Genomic DNA, 17,968 nt, shown 5'->3' with positions numbered 1-17,968 from the left:
CCGGCGGCACTGCCACTCCACAGACCGGGTGCGGATGTTCCTACCCGGTCCCCGCTGCCCCTGGCACACCCCGGCCGCCATCGCCGGACGCACCACCCCTGACGAAGGGAGCACCATGCCTGATCTACTCAACACCGCCCGCGCGCACGCCGCGCGTGGCTGGCACGTCTTCCCGCTACGCCCCGACGACAAGCGCCCGGCCGTGCGCGACTGGGAAGGCCGGGCCACCACCGACCCGGCCCGCATCGAACGCTGCTGGACCGCCGGCCCGTACGGCATCGGCATTGCCTGCGGTCCGTCCGGCCTGGTGGTGGTGGATCTCGACGTGGCGAAGGACGACGACCCGACCGGCCGGACCGGGCTGGACACCTTCGGGGACCTGGCCGACGACCGCCACGCCGGTATCGAAGCGACGTACACCGTTCGCACCGGGCGCGGTGGTGTCCACCTGTACTACCTGCACCCCGACGGCCCGGAACTGCGGAACACCGCCGGGACGCTCGGCCGGCTGGTCGACACCCGCGCGCACGGCGGCTACGTGGTCGCCGCCGGGTCGACGGTGGCCGGACGGCCCTACACGGTCACGCTCGACACCGACCCGGCACCGCTGCCCGGATGGCTCGCCGACCTGCTACGGCCCGCACCGCTGCCACCGCAACGGCCGGTCATGGTCGTGCTGCCGGGTGGGAGGGAAGGCGCCTACGTGCGGGCCGCGATCGACCGGGAAACCGCACGCGTCACCACCGCACCGGAGGGACAGCGGAACAGGTCGCTGTACGTCGCCGCTGTCGCGCTCGGCCAACTGGTAGCCGGTGCCGCGCTCGCCGAGGATCAGGCTACGAGCGTGCTGGAACAGGCGGGATTGTCCGCCGGACTCGGCCGAGTCGAAACCGCACGCACGGTCCGATCCGGGCTGGCCGCCGGGCAGCGCCGGCCCCGGGCGGTGGCCGCATGACCGCCGCGCCACACCTTCACCTCGTGACCGACACCGCCACCGACCGGCCCGACCCGGGCGGGCCGTTGTGGGATGTTCCAGTGCCGTTGAACGGCCCCACCACGGCGCCGCCGCCGTTCCCGGTCGACGTGTTCCCCCGCTGGCTCGCCGAGCAGGTGACCGGCGTCGCCCGGTTCACCCAAACCGATCCCGCGATGGCCGGCACTCTCGCCGTGGCCGTGCTGTCCGCGTGCGCGGGTGGCCGACTGGAAGTCGAGCCGGTGGCCGGGTGGCGGGAACCGGTCAACGTGTTCGCCGCCGTCATCGCCGGCCCCGGCGAACGGAAGTCCCCGGTACATCGGGCGATGACGGCGCCGCTGTTCTCGGCACAGTCGACGCTCGCCGACGCGATGCGGCCTCGTATCGCCGAGGCTGCTGCGCTGCGGGACATCGCCGACCGGCAAGCCGAACAGGCCAAAGCTCAAGCGGCGAAGGCCACCGACCCGGACAAGCGGGACCAGGCGTCAGCCGAGGCGGTAGCCGCTGCCATCGCGGCCGAGGCCATCACCGTGCCGGGGCTGCCGAGGCTGATCGTGGACGACGCCACCCCGGAAGCCCTCATCGGTCTGATGGCTGCCAACGGCGGCCGGATGGCGATCATCAGCGACGAAGGCGGGATCTTCGACACCCTCGCCGGCCGCTACTCCGGTACACCGAACCTTGATCCGTACCTGAAGGGGCACGCTGGTCAGCCGATGAGCAACGAGCGGCAGACCCGGGAAGGCGCCTCGATCGACAAGCCAGCCCTGACGGTGTGCGTGATGGCGCAGCCGAGCGTGCTGCGGAAGTTCGGCGGGAACGCCGACCTTGCCGGCCGAGGACTCCCGGCACGGTTCCTGTTCGCCCTGCCCCGGTCGCTGGCCGGATGGCGGTCCGTGGACGCCGACCCGGTGCCGGAGCAGGTGACCGCCGGCTACCGGCACCGTGTGCACGACCTGGCCGCGATGCTCGCCGAGTGGGAAGACCCGGCCGTGGTCACCCTCACCCCGGAGGCCGGACGGGTCCGCCGGGCCGCCGCCGAACAGGTGGAGGCCGAGCTACGGCCCGGCGCAAGCCTCTACGACATGCGGGAATGGGGCAACAAACTTGCCGGCGCAACCCTGCGACTGGCCGGACTGCTCCACGTCGCCCACCACCCGGCCGACGCCTGGCGGCGGCCGGTCGACGCCGACCGGATGGCCGACGCCGTACGGCTGGCCGAGTTCTTCGCCGCGCACTACCGGGCCGCCCTCACCACGATCGGCAGCGACGCCGCGATGGAAACCGCCCGCTACGTCCTCGGGGTACTCACCAGCAAGGGCATGACCACCTTCACCCGCCGGGAACTCCACCGCCGCGTCTCCCGCCGACTCCCGAAGTCCGACGAAGTGTCGGCGGTGCTGGCCGAACTCGCCGCCCTCGGATGGGTCCGCCACAACGCCGACGGCCGATACGAGCTGCACCCCCGCGCTACCGGAGAGGACCCGGGAAGCGTTGACACGCTGACACCCGCACCCGATGGCGAAGTTTCCGCAGCTCACGACACCCGCGAGCCTGTCAACGCCCCGCGTTGACACCCGTTGACAGGCGTTGACACCCCGACCGCCGGCCCGCCCGGTGTCAACGGCTGTCAACGCCTGTCAACGCGGGGCGTTGACACCCCGACACCGGCCACCACCAGCGGAAACACTCGCCCGGCCGCCAACTGTCAACGTGTCAACGCTTCCCGACCCGTCACCCGGCGCTCAGCCCGGCACCGGACCGACCACACCGACACCGGAAACGGCCCGCTGAGAGCCACGGAGACGGACTGGCCCTACAGCCGTCACCAGGACACCGCAGATCTTGGCTCTCCGTGGCTCTCAATGGGCCGCTATACGCCGTTCTGCGGCGATGCCTCCCTGATCCTCCACAAGTGATCAGCATCCACCGGAAGGCACCCACGATGCGAATCAGGCTGCACGGCACACCCGCTGAAACACAGGCAGCACTGACCGCCCTGGCCAAGGTGCTGCACATCCGCTCCGTCTCCCGGCCCTACCCCGACCGTCGATCCCCCATGTTCCAGCGCATCTACCTCGACGCCACCCCCAGGGAGGACACCCGCAGATGACCAGGCCCGGACGCACCGCCAACCCTTCGAAGCAGGTGAGAGAGCGCCGGCATCTCACCATCGCCGATGTGTGCGAAGACCTGGAGATCTCTCGGTCGACGTTCTACGACTGGCGTGCCAAGCAAAAGGGACCACGCTGCCTCAGGTTGCCCAACGGTGAGCTGCGTATTCGACGGATTGATTACGACGACTGGATCTCATCGCTAAACGAGGAGGCCGCCTAGTGGCTATCACTTATGACGTTCGGATCTGGTCTACCGAGACGTATAAGGGGAAGAGGGGTAACACCTACTGGGTTCGGTGGATTGTGGCCGGGCGGCGGCAAAAGGAACCGTTCAAGACTAAGGCGCTTGCCGAGAGTTTTCGATCGGAACTGGTGGCAGCCTGCCGGAAGGGTGAAGCTTTCGACGCGGAGACCGGCCGTCCGGTGTCGATGCACCGCGATACCGCTTCCATGTCTTGGTACGAACTGGCGCGCGCCTTCGCTGATATGAAGTGGCCACGGGTGGCAGCGACCACCCGCCGGACGCACGCCGAGGCGCTTACCGCGCTTACGATGCTGATGTTTGCCAAGAAGGGTGGAATGCCTGATCCGAAGCTACTGCGCGCCGCTCTGACGCACTGGGGTTTCAACACGGCTCGCCGTGAATCGGAGGAGATGCCCGACGAGATCCGGACCACGCTGGACTGGGTAAAGCGAAACACAAACGCTGTTGCCAGCCTGAATCGGCCCGAGATCCTTCGTGCTGTGCTGGACGGGCTAACCGTCCGGCTCGACGGTTTCCCTGCCGCACCGAGCGTCATCAGTCGTCGGCGGAAGATTTTCAACACGGCCATTGAATACGCGATCGAAAGGAACCTACTCGCGTCCAACCCGCTGCCGCAATTGAAGTGGAGGCCACCAAAGACAGTCACCACCGTTGATCGTCGTTCGGTAGCGAACCCCGTTCAAGCACGGACCCTCCTGGACGGGGTTAGTCGGCAGGGGCGGATCGGTCCGCGCATGGTGGCCTTTTACGCCTGCCTGTACTTCGCCGGCATGCGTCCGGAGGAAGCGGTGCGGCTCGCTAAGCCCAACCTCGCGCTACCCGGGAGCGGATGGGGAGAGTTCATTCTCGACGGAGCCGAACCCCACGCGGGGAAGGCATGGACAGACAGCGGCAAGAACCGGGATAGCAGGCAGCTTAAGCAACGCGCCCGAGGCGAGTCCCGTACCGTCCCATGCCCGCCGGAACTGACCGCGATCATCTGGCGGCACGTCGAGCAGTTCGGGTTCGGTCCAGGCGGCCGGTTGTTCGTGGGGGAGCGCAACAAGGAGGAGTTGCCCAAGGGAACGATCAACCGGCTGTGGCGTTGGGCAAGAGCGGACGTGTTCACGCCGGAGGTGTTCGCGTCGCCACTGGCGCGTACGCCCTACGACCTTCGGCACGCCGCCGTGTCGACATGGCTCAATGGCGGGGTAGGGCCGACGCAGGTAGCCGAGTGGGCAGGGCAGTCCGTAGAGGTGCTGCTGAGGATCTACGCCAAGTGCCTTGACGGAGGTGACGCGGAACTCAGACAGCGGATGCAGCGGGCACTGGGCCACGATTGAGCGGCCCCGGTGCTTGCTCCGGCATGAGTTGCTTGCAATGGAGGTCCAGAGTCGGGCTACAAGAAAAGAACTTCAGCTCCATTCTTTATGATCTTACGACAGGAATGCGACAGAATGTGACTTATGTCACAACCCCTAGTCAGACTCAGATAAATCGTCCAACATCGATAGTTGTTAGGGCGATGCAGCTAATTGAGGGTGCCTGCTGCGGCACCAGTTGGGAGCTACAGAGGTGTTCATCCGACGATTGCTCGCTGCAAGTGCTGTCGCCGTACTGTGGTCGAGCACATTAGTTGCCAGCCCAGCCAGTGCCGCCTTAAGTCAATGCAACAGCTACAATGGCTGGCTATGTACGTGGACTTCAACGGGCTACAGCGGCACATTTGCCGTCAGTTATCCATCCTACATTGGCGATTGCATGACTATGGCAACGACTGCTCGGTCAGCGTGGAACCGTACCAACTACTACGTCTATTGGTGGACCAGCAGCAACTGCAGTGGAGGGGAATTTGAGTCGTGGGGTTCGAACGTACGATCGGACCTAAGCGCGACTGCGCGAAGCTTCAAGTTCACAACCCAGTGACCCCCCTGACAGATCGCTTCGAACCAGTCAGTGCGTCGTCCCTAATTGCGTCGTGCGGAACGGGCCGGGTTCGACATGGCGCTCCCCCTCGCCTCGCCGCGCCAGAACTCCTCGGCCTAGGCGCGGTCGTGAGCAGCTGGGCCTGCTAACGATCGCGCAGGCGGAGCGGTGTACCGATTTGGTATACCGCTCCGTTGTTCTACGGTGGTCCGGCCTTCACTGCTGGTACGTACGCCGTACGGCCTCTGACTCGCTGCCGTGTCGACATGGCTCAATGGCGGGGTAGGGCCGACGCAGGTAGCCGAGTGGGCAGGGCAGTCCGTAGAGGTGCTGCTGAGGATCTACGCCAAGTGCCTTGACGGGAGGTGATGCGAAACTCAGCCAGCGGATGCAGCGTGCCCTAGTGCCACGACCGACCGGCCCGGAACTTCGGCACGTATTCGGCACAGGCATCCGCCAACGGCCGTTGAGGGCCGGACACAGCCGGACTCGCGAAGACCGGTTTCGCCTGGTCAGGGACGTTGCTGTGCTGGTCAAAGGGTCCTTAGCAAGTGTGCCCCCGGCAGGATTCGAACCTGCGCTCCCGCCTCCGGAGGGCGGTGCTCTATCCCCTGAGCTACGGGGGCTCAGCGACCCAGGAAGAGTAGCAGGCATGGGTCCCCGGGCACGAATCGGTATCCCCGCCGGTGCGCCCCGGCCGACGTCACCCGTGCCCGTCCGGAAACCGCGGCCACCGGCCGCAGCTCGCAGCGGGTCGCGGCTACCGGCCGCAGCTCGGCAGGGGGTGCAGCACGATCCGGGGCGGGAGCCGGCGGGGCCACTCGGCCCGGGTCCAGGAACCGTCGACCACCACGTGTACGGCGTTCCCCTCCGCGCCGCTCAGCCGGAGCAGGAAGTCCCGGGGCAGTGCCGGGTCGACGTTCGGGGTGGTGATGAGGAACCGCACCCGGCCGCGTACGGAGACCGCGGAGAGGACGTCGGCGGCGGGCACCACCCCGTGCAGCCGGGTACGGCCGATCCAGCACAGTTCGGCCCGGTGCTCGGCGGCGGCGTGCACGATCGCCGGGTACTCCCGTTCGACCCAGAGGGCTACCGCGTCGACGCAGAGCCCGCAGGCCCGCTCGGTGGGCTGGCGCGGGCCGAGGCCCCAGGCCCGCAGGTAGCCGCCGATGTCGGTGGTGTCGGCGGGCAGACCGTAGCGGCGGTCCACGAGAATTCCGACGCTCTGCCGGGTCCAGAGTTCGTCGTCCAGCCCGAACTTGTCCGGATAGCAGCCGCGCAGCGTCTCGATCAGTTCGAGTTCCTGGTGGCGGCTGAGCACACCCGGCTCGCCGGACCGTTGTCCGCGTCGGACGGCCGCGACCGCGCCGTCCCCGCCGATGGTGTGCCGACGGCACCAGCTGGTGACCGACCGACGTCCGTCCCGGAGAGCAACCGTCATGTCTTGGACAACGACGGCAAGTCCCGACTGGTCACGTTATGTATGGAGAAAGCTCGTCAAAGCGGGCAAGTAGCCAATCTCGGACCTAACGGATGCATCTGCCTACGTGCCCGAAGATCGGAAAAACGGAACCGGCGGCCGTCCCGCTCGGGGACGGCCGCCGGACCAGCGTCACGGGTGCCCGGTCAGGGCGTGCCGATCCTGCCCTGGAGGCTCCGGACCAGCTCGATCTCCTTCTTCTGCCCGGCCACCATGGACTTCGCCATCGCGGTCACCCGCTCGTCGTCGGAGAGGTCCAGCACCCCCTCGGCCATGTGGATCCCGCCGAGGTGGTGGTCGAGCATCAGCTTCAGGAACAGCGCGTCGAACTCGCGGCCGGTGGCGGCCCGCAACTGTGCCCGCTCGGCGTCGCTGGCCATCCCGGGCATCAGCCCGTCCTGCACCGCGCCCGCGCCGTCCGGCATCCAGGCCATCCTGGGCTGCCGGCTGGTCGGGCCCAGGTTCCACTCCTTCAACCAGGTCTGCATGATGCCGATCTGGGCCTGCTGGGTCAGCGCGATGTCCGCCGCAAGTGTCCGGATGTCCTGGTCGGTGGTCTTCTCGTGCGCCAGGATCGCCATCTCGACCGCCTGGGCGTGGTGCGTCGACATGTCCCGGGCGAACCCGGCCTCGGCGGAGTCGTCACCGGGCCGGAACAGGCCCGGGGCGAGCAGCCCGGCGGCGAAGCCGAGCAGCAGGCCCAGCAGGATGGCCAGGGCCAGCGCGGCGGTGCCGGGACCCCGCCGGCCCGAGCCGCCGTCGACGACCCCGTCCTCCGGGACGGCGGTGGTCGCCACCGCACCCGATTCGGTGGTCATCGCGATCAACCGCCCGCCGGAGGCATCGGCGGCTGCTGCTGGTCACCGGGGACGTTGTCCCGTGGGGTCGTACCGGTGGCGGTGATGCCGCCGGAGCAGCCGGCGCCCTCCTCCATTGAGGCGTTCTGCCGCAGCGCCTCGACGAAGTCGTCGATCCGGCCGTCGGTGGGGCTGTCGACCTTGAGCTGGTAGCCCCAGGCCTGTAGCGAGATCGGCCGGTCGAGGTTCTCCACCGGGCTCATCATCATGAACTCGTTGCCCCGGACCTTGCCGGCCAGCTGCTCCACCTGGTCGGCGGGCAGGTCCGACCTGTAGGTGATCCAGACCGCGCCGTGCTCCAAGCTGTGCACCGCGTGCTCGTTGGCGATCGGGGCGTCGTAGATGTCGCCCATGCAGTTCTGCCAGGCGATGTTGTGCGAGCTGCCGACCGGCGGGTTGACCTTGTAGGTGAGCGGGCCGGCCTCGTGCGACTGCTTGCCCGGGATCGGCGCCACCACCGACGGATCGCTCTCCCGGAAGTTGGTGATCCCGTCGATCGCGGCGGCCTTGTCCTCCCACTTCTTGCCGTTCTGGATCACCGCGTACGCGCCGTACCCGATGATGGCGGCGGCGACGACGCCGACGGCGGTGAAGAGGGCGATCGAGCCCCACGAGCGGCCCTGGCTGACCTTGACCGGGGTGACCGGGCGGCGCTGCTGCGGCTTCTTGGCGCCGCCACCGGCGCCGCCGGCTCCGCCGCGGCCGGCCGGCACGCGGGTACCGGAGCCGGACTTGCCGGCGGCGGCCCCGTTCTTCCCACCGGTGGAGCCGGACTTGGCGGCCGTCCCCGCGGGCTTGGCCCCGGCCCCCTTCTCGGCGGGCTTGCCGCCGGCCGGCGCCTTCTTTCCGGTGCTGACCACGGACGGACGGCGCTGTTCGCCGCCCGAGGTGCTGATGCTCATGGTCCCTCGTCAGGTCGGTCGGTCAGGGGGATGGCGGGCCACACACGCGCAGGGTCGCCACCGAGTGACCGAGTCTACCCCCGCTAGCATGGTTCGGTGACTCCCGCCAACCTCGCCGAGGCCGTTCTCGCCGCCGCCCACGCCGTCTTCGCGCAGCGTGGCCTGGATCACTCGGTGCTGCCCGAGTCCGTGGCGCTGGAGCGGCCCCGCAACCCCGAGCACGGCGACTACGCCTCCACTATCGCCCTGCAACTGAGCAAGCGGGTCGGGCTGCCGCCCCGGGAGCTGGCCACCGCGCTGGCCGGGGAACTGACCCGGACCCCCGGGGTCAAGTCGGTCGAGATCGCCGGGCCGGGCTTCCTCAACCTCCGGCTCGACCCGGCCGCCGCCGGGCAGCTCGCCCGCGAGGTGGTCCGGGCCGGTCAGGCGTACGGGCGCAGCGACCGGCTGGCCGGGCAGCGGGTCAACCTGGAGTTCGTCTCGGCGAACCCGACCGGCCCGATCCACCTCGGGCACACCCGCTGGGCGGCGGTCGGCGACTCGCTGCGCCGGATCCTCGCCGCCGCCGGTGCCGAGGTGACGAGCGAGCACTACGTCAACGACGCGGGCGCCCAGATCGACCGCTTCGGCCAGTCGCTCTACGCCGCCGCGAAGGGGGAGCCGGCGCCCGCGGAGGGCTACTCCGGGGAATACGTCACCGAGATCGCGCAACGGATCGTGACCGAGCGCCCCGGCCTGGCCGACCTGCCGGCCGAGGAGGCGCTGCCGATCTTCCGGGACCGGGGCTACCAGCTCATGCTGGACGAGATGCGGGCCAGCCTGGAGCGGTTCGGCGTGCACTTCGACGTCTGGTTCTCCGAGCGCACCCTGCACAGCAGCGGCGCCGTCGAGCACGCCCTGGGCCGGCTGCGCGAGCAGGGCCACGTCTACGACGCCGACGGGGCGATCTGGCTGCGCACCACCGACTTCGGCGACGACAAGGACCGGGTGCTGATCCGGAGCAACGGCGAGCTGACCTACTTCGCCGCCGACTCGGCGTACTACATCGACAAGCGGGAGCGCGGCTTCGACAAGTGCGTCTACCTGCTCGGCGCCGACCACCACGGCTACGTCAACCGGCTGCGGGCGATCGCCGCCTGCGCCGGGGACGACCCCGACTTCAACATCGAGATCCTGATCGGCCAGCTGGTCAACCTGGTCCGGGACGGGGTGCCGGTCCGGCTGTCCAAGCGGGCCGGCAACATCGTCACGCTGGACGAGGTCGTCGACGCGGTGGGCGTGGACGCCGCCCGCTACTCGCTGGCCCGCTCCTCCACCGACTCGCCGCTGACCCTCGACATCGAGGTGATCACCCGGAACTCGAACGACAACCCGGTGCACTACGTCCAGTACGCGCACGCCCGGATCGCCTCGCTGCTGCGCCGCGCCGCGGACCTGGGCATCGACCGGGGCGCGGACTTCGACCCGGGGCTGCTCAGCCACGAGCGGGAGAACGACCTGCTCAAGTCGCTCGGCGAGTTCCCCGGGGTGGTGGCCACCGCCGCCGAGCTGCGCGAACCGCACCGGATCGCCCGTTACCTGGAGGAGCTGGCCGGGTCTTACCACCGGTTCAACGACGCCTGCCAGGTGCTGCCGCTCGGCCGCCAGCCGGTGCCGGCGGAGCTGACCCGGGCCCGGCTCTGGCTGGTCGAGGCGACCCGGACGGTACTGGCCAACGGACTGACGCTGCTCGGCGTCTCCGCCCCCGAACAGATGTGACAGGCCGCCGGCCGCCGGGCACGGCTGGCCGGACGGCAAACACGCGCGTGGGAAAGGGAAACGACGGATGCGCGCTCACGAAGCGGGGGCACTGCACGGTGACCTCGGAATGCGGGGACCGGCCTGGCTGCGTACCCCGGAGGACGTGAACGCCCTGGTGCCGCAACTGTGGCCGCGCAACGTGGCGCGGGGCGCCGACGGCGCCCTGGTGGTCGCCGGCCTCGGCGTCCGCGAGCTGGCGGCCGAGTTCGGCAGCCCGGCCTACCTGCTCGACGAGGACGACCTGCGCAGCCGCTGCCGGGACTTCCTGGCCGCCTTCCCGGACCAGGACGTCTACTACGCCGGCAAGGCGTTCATCTGCCGGGCGGTGGTCCGGGTGATCGCCGAGGAGGGGCTGCACCTGGACGTCTGCTCCGGCGGGGAGCTGACGGTGGCGCTCTCGGCCGGCATGCCGGCCGAGCGGATCGGCTTCCACGGCAACAACAAGTCCCCGGCCGAGCTGGCCCGGGCCGTCGACGCCGGGGTGGGCCGGATCGTCGTCGACTCCTTCCAGGAGATCGACCGGCTCACCGAGCTGGCCCGCCAGCGGGGCGTCCGGCCGAGGGTGCTGGTCCGGGTCACCGTCGGCGTCGAGGCGCACACCCACGAGTTCATCGCCACCGCGCACGAGGACCAGAAGTTCGGCTTCTCGCTGGCCGGCGGCGCGGCGGCGGCGGCCGCGTTCCGGATCCTCGACGAGGACGTACTCGAACTGCGCGGGCTGCACTCGCACATCGGCTCGCAGATCTTCGACACCAGCGGGTTCGAGCTGGCCGCCCGGCGGATCCTCGGACTGCAGGCGCAGATCCGGGACGCCCGCGGGGTGGAGTTGCCGGAGCTGGACCTCGGCGGCGGCTTCGGCATCGCGTACACCACCCAGGACGACCCGTCGACGCCGCACGACCTGGCGAAGCGGATCAACAAGATCGTGGACGGGGAGTGCGAGGGGCTGCGGCTGGCCGTACCCCGGCTCTCGGTCGAGCCCGGCCGGGCGATCATCGGCCCGGCCGTCTTCACCCTCTACGAGGTCGGCACGGTCAAGGACGTGGACGGGATCCGGACGTACGTCAGCGTCGACGGCGGGATGAGCGACAACATCCGCACCGCGCTCTACGGTGCGTCGTACTCGGCGACCCTCGCCTCCCGTCGGTCCACCGCCGAGCCGATTCTGGCCCGGGTGGTGGGAAAGCATTGCGAGGCCGGGGATGTGGTGGTGAAGGATGAATTCCTGCCCGCCGACGTGCAGCCCGGAGATCTTCTCGCCGTGCCCGGAACGGGCGCCTACTGCCGGAGCATGGCCAGCAACTACAACCATGTTCCCCGGCCGCCCGTGGTGGCGGTCCGGGACGGTCGCGCGCGGCTGATCGTCCGGCGGGAGACCGAAGACGATCTGCTCTCATTGGATGTGGGTTGACCTTGACGAAGCCTGTCCGTCTGGCTCTGCTCGGTTGCGGCACCGTCGGCGCGGAGGTGGTACGCCTGCTGCACGAGCAGGCCGCCGACCTGACCGCCCGGGTCGGTGCACCGCTGGAGATCGCCGGGATCGCCGTACGCCGGGCCGGCCGGGACCGGGGTGAGCTGCCGGTCGACCCGGCGTTCTTCACCACCGACGCGCTCGGCCTGGTCAAACGGGACGACGTCGACCTGGTGATCGAGGTCGTCGGCGGGATCGAGCCGGCCCGGAGCTGGCTGGTCGAGGCGTTGCGGGCCGGCAAGAGCGTGGTGACCGCCAACAAGGCGCTGCTGGCCGAGGACGGTGGGGCGCTGCACGACGCGGCGGCCGAGGGCGGCGCCGACCTCTACTACGAGGCGGCGGTAGCCGGCGCCATCCCGCTGCTCCGCTCGCTGCGCGAGTCGCTGCACGGTGACTCGATCACCCGGGTCACCGGGATCGTCAACGGCACCACCAACTTCATCCTCTCCGCGATGGACGCCACCGGCGCCGGCTTCACCGAGGCGCTGGACGAGGCGACCGAACTCGGCTACGCCGAGGCCGACCCGACCGCCGACGTGGAGGGCTTCGACGCCGCCGCCAAGGCGGCCATCCTGGCCTCGCTGGCCTTCCACACCCGGGTCACCGCCGCCGACGTGCACCGGGAGGGGATCACCGAGGTCACCGCCGCCGACGTGGCCAGCGCCAAGGCGATGGGCTGCACGATCAAGCTGCTCTGCATCGCCTCCCGGGGGCCGGACTCGGCCGGCACCGAGTCGGTGAGCGTCCGGGTGCACCCGGCGATGATCCCGGTCGGCCATCCGCTGGCCAGCGTCGGCGACGCCTTCAACGCGGTGTTCGTCGAGGCCGACGCCGCCGGTGAACTGATGTTCTACGGGCGCGGCGCCGGGGGTGCGCCGACCGCGAGCGCGGTGCTCGGCGACATCGTCGCGGCGGCCCGCAACCACCTGGCCGGGGTACGCGCACCGAGCGAGTCGGCGTACGCGGCGCTGCCGATCCGGCCGATGGGGGAGGCGGTCACCCGCTATCACATCAGCCTCGACGTGGCCGACCGGCCCGGAGTGCTCGCCGCGGTGGCCGGCGTCTTCGCCCGGCACGACGTGTCGATCGCCACCGTCCGGCAGGCGCCCGCCCCGGCCGGCCCGGCGGACGGGGTCACCGGACCGGTGGGCCGGGGCGGTGACGCGATCCTGGTGATCGTCACGCACACCGCGCCGGACGCCGCGCTGGCCGCCACCGTCGACGAGCTGCGCCGGCTCGACATCGTCCGGTCCATCGCCAGCGTGCTCCGGGTCGAGGGCGGCGACCGGTAACCAGGGGTACCGCCTGATCGGCCCTGTCCCGCCAGATGGTTAGCGGGTGGTGCGGGCGCGGCGCGTCGGCCACGCTGGGTCACCGTAGAGGTGCCCGTACCGACGGCCGGGCGGGACCGCGACGCGAGGAGAGCGACATGTGGCGGGGCTTGATCGAGGCGTACCGGGACCGGCTGCCGGTCAGCGAGGCCACGCCGGTGATCACCCTGCACGAGGGGAACACGCCGCTGCTGCCCGCGCCGGTGCTCTCCGCACAGCTCGGCTGTGACGTCTACCTCAAGGTCGAGGGTGCCAACCCGACCGGCTCGTTCAAGGACCGGGGCATGACCCTGGCGGTCTCCCGGGCGGTCGAGGCCGGCAACAAGGCGATCATCTGCGCCTCCACCGGCAACACCAGCGCCTCGGCGGCGGCGTACGCGGCCCGGGCCGGACTGACCTGCGCGGTGCTGGTGCCGCAGGGCAAGATCGCGCTGGGCAAGCTGGCCCAGGCGCTCGTGCACGGCGCCAAGCTGCTCCAGATCAACGGCAACTTCGACGACTGCCTGTCGCTCGCCGCCAAGCTGGCCCAGGACTATCCGGTGGCGCTCGTCAACTCGGTGAACATCGACCGGCTGCACGGCCAGAAGACCGCCGCCTTCGAGATCGTCGCGGCCCTCGGCGACGCCCCCGACATCCACTGCCTGCCGGTCGGCAACGCCGGCAACATCACCGCGTACTGGATGGGCTACCTGGAGGAGACCGAGGCCGGCAACGCCACCCGCCGCCCGAAGATGTACGGCTTCCAGGCCTCCGGCGCCGCTCCGATCGTCACCGGCGAGGTGGTCCGGGAGCCGTCCACCATCGCCACCGCGATCCGGATCGGCAACCCGGCCAGCTGGACCAAGGCGCTCGACGCCCGGGACGCCTCCGGCGGGCTGATCTCGGCGGTGACCGACCGGGACATCCTGATGGCATACCGGCTGCTCGCCCGCGAGGTGGGGGTCTTCGTCGAGCTGGCCAGCGCGGCGAGCGTCGCCGGGCTGCTGCAACAGGCCGCCGAGGGCAGGGTGCCGGCCGGCTCGACCGTGGTCTGCACGGTCACCGGGCACGGCCTGAAGGACCCGGAGTGGGCGATCTCCACCGCCCCCTCGCCGATCACCATCCGTAACGACGTCCCCACCGCCGCCCGCGCCCTCGACCTGGCCTGAGCCACGCCCGCCTGGCCTGAGCCACGCCCGCCCTGGCCTGAGCCACGCCCGGCAGCCCCAACCGGCCGCCCTGACCGCCTGCCCCGCCGAGCCTGGTCACCCTGTCGGCTTCCGGTCGGATCCGCCCTGCTGAGAGGCGGCTGAGTCGGAGTTGTCGCCGTGCCGGACGACCGGCACGCTGCGCTCAGCGCCCCGGCGCCGGGGCTGAGTTCCGGGTCAGGCAGACTTTCCCCTGCCGGCCGAGCCGGACCTCGCGCGATCGCACCGCTTCCGCGCCAACCCGACAACACTCGCGCCAACCCGACAACACTCGCGCCGACCCGAAAAACAGGAGTGAGCCGCTGATGTCGTTCCTCGCCAGACTCAGTCTCGCCAACCGGGGGCTTGTCGCGCTCATCGCGATCGTGGTCACGGCGTTCGGCGTGTACGCCGTACCGTCGCTGAAGCAGCAGCTCCTGCCCTCGCTGGAGTTCCCGGCGGCCTTCATCGTCGCGCCGTACCCGGGTGCCGGGCCGGAGGTGGTGGAGGAGCAGGTCGCCGAGCCGATCGAGAACAGCATCCAGGGGATCGCCGGGCTGACCAAGGTCACCTCGACCTCCCAGGAGGGCAGCGCCACCCTCCAGGTCGAGTACGAGTTCGGCACCGACCTGGACGACGCGGTCAACAAGATGCAGACCGCCCTGAACCGGCTCGCCCTGCCCGAGGACGTCGAGCCGCAGGTGATCGCCGGCAGCACCGACGACCTGCCGGCGGTGGTGCTCGCGGCGGCCGGCAACGGGGACGAGCGGGCCCTGGCGGACAAGCTCGCCGAGACCGTCGTGCCCGAGCTGGAGTCGATCGACGGCGTCCGTACCGTCGAGGTGACAGGTGCCCGCGACCAGCAGGTGGTGATCACCCCCGACCCGGTCAAGCTGGCCGCCGCCGGGGTGGCCCCGACCGCGATCGGCGAGGCGCTGCGGGCCAACGGCGTCACCATCCCGGCCGGGGCGCTGACCGAGGCCGACCAGACCCGGACCGTCCAGGTCGGCGGCCGGATCGGCTCGGTCGAGGAACTCGGCGGGATCTTCCTGACCGGGCGGGCCGGCGGGCAGCCGGTCCGGCTCGGCGACGTGGCGACCGTGCAGCAGCAGCTCGCCCCGCCGACCTCGTTCACCCGGACCGACGGCGAGGACAGCCTCGGCATCATGGTCACCGCCGCGCCGGACGGCAACGCGGTGCGGATCTCGCACGACATCCGGGACCGGCTCACCGAACTCTCCGCCGCCTCCGGCGCGACCCTGACGGTCGTCTTCGACCAGGCGCCGTTCGTGGAGAAGTCGATCGAGAGTCTGACCACCGAGGGCCTGCTCGGCCTGGTGATGGCCGTACTCGTGATCCTGGTCTTCCTGCTCTCCGTCCGCTCGACGCTCGTCACCGCGGTCTCGATCCCGCTGTCGGTGGTGGTGGCGCTGATCGCGCTCTGGGTGGCCGACTACTCGCTGAACCTGCTCACCCTCGGCGCGCTGACCATCGCGGTCGGCCGGGTCGTCGACGACTCCATCGTGGTGCTGGAGAACATCAAACGACATCTCGGGTACGGCGAGGACAAGCGCACCGCCATCCTCGGCGGAGTACGCGAGGTGGCCGGCGCGGTGACCGCCTCCACCCTCACCACGGTCGCCGTCTTCACCCCGATCGTGCTGGTCGGCGGCTTCGTCGGGCAGCTCTTCGCGCCGTTCGCGATCACCGTCACGGTGGCGCTGCTCGCCTCGCTGCTGGTCTCGCTGACGATCATCCCGGTGCTGGCGTACTGGTTCCTCCGGCCGGCGAACGGCGGCGCGACCGAGCAGGCGGTCCGGCGGGCCGCCGAGGAGAAGGAGCTGCGCAGCCCGCTGCAACGCGGCTACCTGCCGGTGATCCGGTTCGCCACCCGGCGGCGCTGGCTCACCGTCGCGCTCGGCCTGGTGGTGCTGATCGGCACCTTCGCGCTCTCCACCCGGCTGGAGACCAACTTCCTGGACGACTCCGGCCAGGACACCCTGAACATCAGCCAGGAGATGCCGGTCGGCAGCAGCCTGGCCGCCACCGACGCCGCCGCCAAGCAGGTCGAGCGGGTGCTGGCCGACGCCGACGGCGTGGAGTCCTACCAGGTGACCGTGGGTGGAGGCGGTGGGAACCCGTTCGCCGGTGGCGGCAGCGCCAACGAGGCGAGCTTCTCGGTGGCGTTGACCGAGGAGGCCGACGCCGAGCGGGTCGAGCAGGCGCTGCGGGCCGAGTTCGACAGGCTGACCGGGGTCGGCGAACTCAGCTTCGGCGGGGCCGGCGGGCCGGGCGGGGGTGCGGTGGACGAGATCCAGGTGATCGTCCGCGCCGCCGACCAGGACGTGTTGACCCGGGCGAGCGAGCAGGTGCGGGAGGCGATGGCGGAGACCGCGGACGTGACCGACGTACGCAGCAGCCTGGCCGAGAGCACGCCCCGGATCGACGTCACCGTGGACCGGGCCGCCGCCGCCCGGCTCGGGCTCTCCGAGGCGGCCGTCGGGCAACTCGTCGCGCAGCAGTTCCGGGGCAGCCCGCTCGGCCAGGTGTCGCTGGACGGCGCGCAGCATGACGTCGTGCTGCGTACCGGAGCGCCGCCGGCCGGGATCGAGGCGCTCCGGGCGATGCCGGTGGGGCCGCCCGGCCCGGCCGGGGTGGTGAAGCTCGGCGACATCGCCGAGGTGACCGAGGTGCAGGGCCCGATCGCGGTGACCCGGATCGACGGCGAGCGCAGCGTGACGGTGAGTGGCACGGCCACCGGCTCCAACCTGGGTGCCACCACCACCGCCCTGCGGGAGAAGCTCGACGGGATCGAAGTGCCGGGGGCGACCTTCGAGATCGGTGGCGTCAGCGCCGAGCAGCAGGAGGCCTTCGCCGACCTGGGCCTGGCGGTACTCGCCGCGATCGCGATCGTCTTCGTGATCATGGTCGCCACCTTCGGCAGCCTGGTGCAGCCGCTGATCCTGCTGGTCTCCATCCCGTTCGCCGCGACCGGTGCGATCGGGCTGCTGCTGGCCACCGGCACCCCGCTGGGCGTGCCGGCGCTGATCGGTGTGCTGATGCTGGTCGGCATCGTGGTGACGAACGCGATCGTGCTGATGGACCTGATCAACCAGTACCGGGCCCAGGGGATGGGCGTGGTCGAGGCGGTGGTCGAGGGCGGCCGGCGCCGGCTGCGGCCGATCCTGATGACCGCGATCGCCACCATCTTCGCGCTGCTGCCGATGGCGCTGGGGCTGACCGGCGAGGGCGGGTTCATCTCGCAGCCGCTGGCGATCGTGGTGATCGGCGGCCTGATCAGCTCGACGCTGCTCACCCTGGTGCTGGTGCCGACCCTCTACACGATGGTGGAGAACACCAAGGAGCGGTTCCGGCGGCGCCGTTCCGGTGCGGCACCGACCGGCGCCGACGAGCCGGACGGACCGGACGGCCCGGGTGGGCCGGGTGCGCCGGCCGGCGCACCGGTGCCGGCCGGGGTCGGTTCCGGGGTACGCCAGCCAGGCGCACAGACCGGCGTCGTCCAGGGCGGCGGATCGCCGGGACCGGTGCCCGCCCGTCCCTCCGGCGCGCTGGTCGAGGGCACCGACCAGTTCGAGGTGCTCCGGCTGCCGAAGACCCGGAAGTCGCCGTTGCCACCACCGCCCCAGGAGGACTGACAACACTCCCACCCGTCCCGCCGCCGGTGTCCGACGCCCCGGCCA

The 17,968-nt window shown here is 70.6% G+C and carries 14 protein-coding genes and 1 tRNA gene; 11 read left to right on the top strand and 4 right to left on the bottom strand.

What is annotated here, in order from left to right; genetic code table 11:
- Positions 1 to 115 precede the first annotated feature (115 nt).
- The 6 genes from ACN28A_RS07365 (at position 116) to ACN28A_RS07340 (ending at position 5,260) form a co-directional block, all read left to right on the top strand.
- On the top strand, positions 116 to 955 hold the full coding sequence (locus ACN28A_RS07365) for a bifunctional DNA primase/polymerase (protein ID WP_421393572.1): 840 nt from the start codon (positions 116 to 118) through the stop codon (positions 953 to 955).
- On the top strand, positions 952 to 2,547 hold the full coding sequence (locus tag ACN28A_RS07360) for a YfjI family protein (RefSeq protein WP_421393571.1): 1,596 nt from the start codon (positions 952 to 954) through the stop codon (positions 2,545 to 2,547). The genes ACN28A_RS07365 and ACN28A_RS07360 overlap by 4 nt, the downstream gene beginning before the upstream one ends.
- Positions 2,548 to 2,918: 371 nt before the next feature.
- Positions 2,919 to 3,086 (top strand): hypothetical protein, encoded by a 168-nt coding sequence (locus ACN28A_RS07355; RefSeq protein WP_421393569.1) that lies wholly within the window; start codon positions 2,919 to 2,921, stop codon positions 3,084 to 3,086.
- Positions 3,083 to 3,310 (top strand): helix-turn-helix transcriptional regulator, encoded by a 228-nt coding sequence (locus ACN28A_RS07350; protein ID WP_421393567.1) that lies wholly within the window; start codon positions 3,083 to 3,085, stop codon positions 3,308 to 3,310. The genes ACN28A_RS07355 and ACN28A_RS07350 overlap by 4 nt, the downstream gene beginning before the upstream one ends.
- Positions 3,310 to 4,677: a tyrosine-type recombinase/integrase gene (locus tag ACN28A_RS07345; protein WP_421393565.1), complete on the top strand. Its 1,368-nt coding sequence runs from the start codon at positions 3,310 to 3,312 to the stop codon at positions 4,675 to 4,677. Before ACN28A_RS07350 ends, ACN28A_RS07345 begins: the two co-directional genes overlap by 1 nt.
- Before the next feature lie 232 nt (positions 4,678 to 4,909).
- Positions 4,910 to 5,260: a peptidase inhibitor family I36 protein gene (locus ACN28A_RS07340; RefSeq protein ID WP_421393563.1), complete on the top strand. Its 351-nt coding sequence runs from the start codon at positions 4,910 to 4,912 to the stop codon at positions 5,258 to 5,260.
- Positions 5,261 to 5,814: 554 nt separating this feature from the next.
- Here the strand turns inward: ACN28A_RS07340 and ACN28A_RS07335 are convergent.
- From ACN28A_RS07335 to ACN28A_RS07320, 4 genes are all read right to left on the bottom strand, one after another.
- Positions 5,815 to 5,886 (bottom strand) — tRNA-Arg (locus tag ACN28A_RS07335).
- A gap of 134 nt (positions 5,887 to 6,020) precedes the next feature.
- Positions 6,021 to 6,701 carry a winged helix-turn-helix domain-containing protein gene (locus ACN28A_RS07330; RefSeq protein WP_421393561.1) on the bottom strand — a complete coding sequence of 227 codons (681 nt, stop codon included), beginning with the start codon at positions 6,699 to 6,701 and terminating at the stop codon, positions 6,021 to 6,023.
- 185 nt (positions 6,702 to 6,886) lie between these two features.
- Positions 6,887 to 7,558: a DUF305 domain-containing protein gene (locus ACN28A_RS07325; RefSeq protein WP_421393559.1), complete on the bottom strand. Its 672-nt coding sequence runs from the start codon at positions 7,556 to 7,558 to the stop codon at positions 6,887 to 6,889.
- Between the two features lie 5 nt (positions 7,559 to 7,563).
- On the bottom strand, positions 7,564 to 8,499 hold the full coding sequence (locus ACN28A_RS07320) for a DUF3105 domain-containing protein (protein ID WP_421393558.1): 936 nt from the start codon (positions 8,497 to 8,499) through the stop codon (positions 7,564 to 7,566).
- Between the two features lie 96 nt (positions 8,500 to 8,595).
- On the opposite strand from ACN28A_RS07320, the gene argS reads away from it, so the two are divergent.
- The 5 genes from argS (at position 8,596) to ACN28A_RS07295 (ending at position 17,923) form a co-directional block, all read left to right on the top strand.
- The gene (gene argS / locus ACN28A_RS07315; protein ID WP_421393556.1) at positions 8,596 to 10,257 is read left to right on the top strand and encodes an arginine--tRNA ligase; all 1,662 of its coding nucleotides are present in this window, start codon (positions 8,596 to 8,598) and stop codon (positions 10,255 to 10,257) included.
- Positions 10,258 to 10,324: 67 nt separating this feature from the next.
- Positions 10,325 to 11,710 carry a diaminopimelate decarboxylase gene (gene lysA, locus ACN28A_RS07310; RefSeq protein WP_421393555.1) on the top strand — a complete coding sequence of 462 codons (1,386 nt, stop codon included), beginning with the start codon at positions 10,325 to 10,327 and terminating at the stop codon, positions 11,708 to 11,710.
- Positions 11,711 to 11,712: 2 nt separating this feature from the next.
- The gene (locus tag ACN28A_RS07305) at positions 11,713 to 13,062 is read left to right on the top strand and encodes a homoserine dehydrogenase (protein WP_421393553.1); all 1,350 of its coding nucleotides are present in this window, start codon (positions 11,713 to 11,715) and stop codon (positions 13,060 to 13,062) included.
- Positions 13,063 to 13,199: 137 nt separating this feature from the next.
- A complete protein-coding gene (thrC, locus tag ACN28A_RS07300; RefSeq protein WP_421393551.1) occupies positions 13,200 to 14,249 on the top strand; it encodes a threonine synthase in 1,050 nt (349 codons plus the stop codon).
- Between the two features lie 344 nt (positions 14,250 to 14,593).
- Positions 14,594 to 17,923, top strand: coding sequence for an efflux RND transporter permease subunit (locus ACN28A_RS07295; RefSeq protein WP_421393549.1), 3,330 nt, complete (start codon positions 14,594 to 14,596; stop codon positions 17,921 to 17,923).
- Positions 17,924 to 17,968 lie beyond the last annotated feature (45 nt).

Source organism: Plantactinospora sp. WMMB782 (genome assembly GCF_049179135.1).
Classification (GTDB): domain Bacteria; phylum Actinomycetota; class Actinomycetes; order Mycobacteriales; family Micromonosporaceae; genus Plantactinospora.
Note: the sequence above shows the minus strand (reverse complement) of the source record. Positions and strands in the feature narration are given on the sequence as shown.

Excerpts from the sequence above, each read along its gene's own strand:
- ACN28A_RS07365 (WP_421393572.1), top strand. The coding sequence starts at position 116 with ATGCCTGATCTACTCAACACCGCCCGCGCGCACGCCGCGCGTGGCTGG.
- ACN28A_RS07360 (WP_421393571.1), top strand. The coding sequence starts at position 952 with ATGACCGCCGCGCCACACCTTCACCTCGTGACCGACACCGCCACCGAC.
- ACN28A_RS07355 (WP_421393569.1), top strand. The coding sequence starts at position 2,919 with ATGCGAATCAGGCTGCACGGCACACCCGCTGAAACACAGGCAGCACTG.
- ACN28A_RS07350 (WP_421393567.1), top strand. The coding sequence starts at position 3,083 with ATGACCAGGCCCGGACGCACCGCCAACCCTTCGAAGCAGGTGAGAGAG.
- ACN28A_RS07330 (WP_421393561.1), bottom strand. The coding sequence starts at position 6,701 with ATGACGGTTGCTCTCCGGGACGGACGTCGGTCGGTCACCAGCTGGTGC.
- ACN28A_RS07325 (WP_421393559.1), bottom strand. The coding sequence starts at position 7,558 with ATGACCACCGAATCGGGTGCGGTGGCGACCACCGCCGTCCCGGAGGAC.
- ACN28A_RS07320 (WP_421393558.1), bottom strand. The coding sequence starts at position 8,499 with ATGAGCATCAGCACCTCGGGCGGCGAACAGCGCCGTCCGTCCGTGGTC.
- lysA (WP_421393555.1), top strand. The coding sequence starts at position 10,325 with ATGCGCGCTCACGAAGCGGGGGCACTGCACGGTGACCTCGGAATGCGG.
- thrC (WP_421393551.1), top strand. The coding sequence starts at position 13,200 with ATGTGGCGGGGCTTGATCGAGGCGTACCGGGACCGGCTGCCGGTCAGC.
- ACN28A_RS07295 (WP_421393549.1), top strand. The coding sequence starts at position 14,594 with ATGTCGTTCCTCGCCAGACTCAGTCTCGCCAACCGGGGGCTTGTCGCG.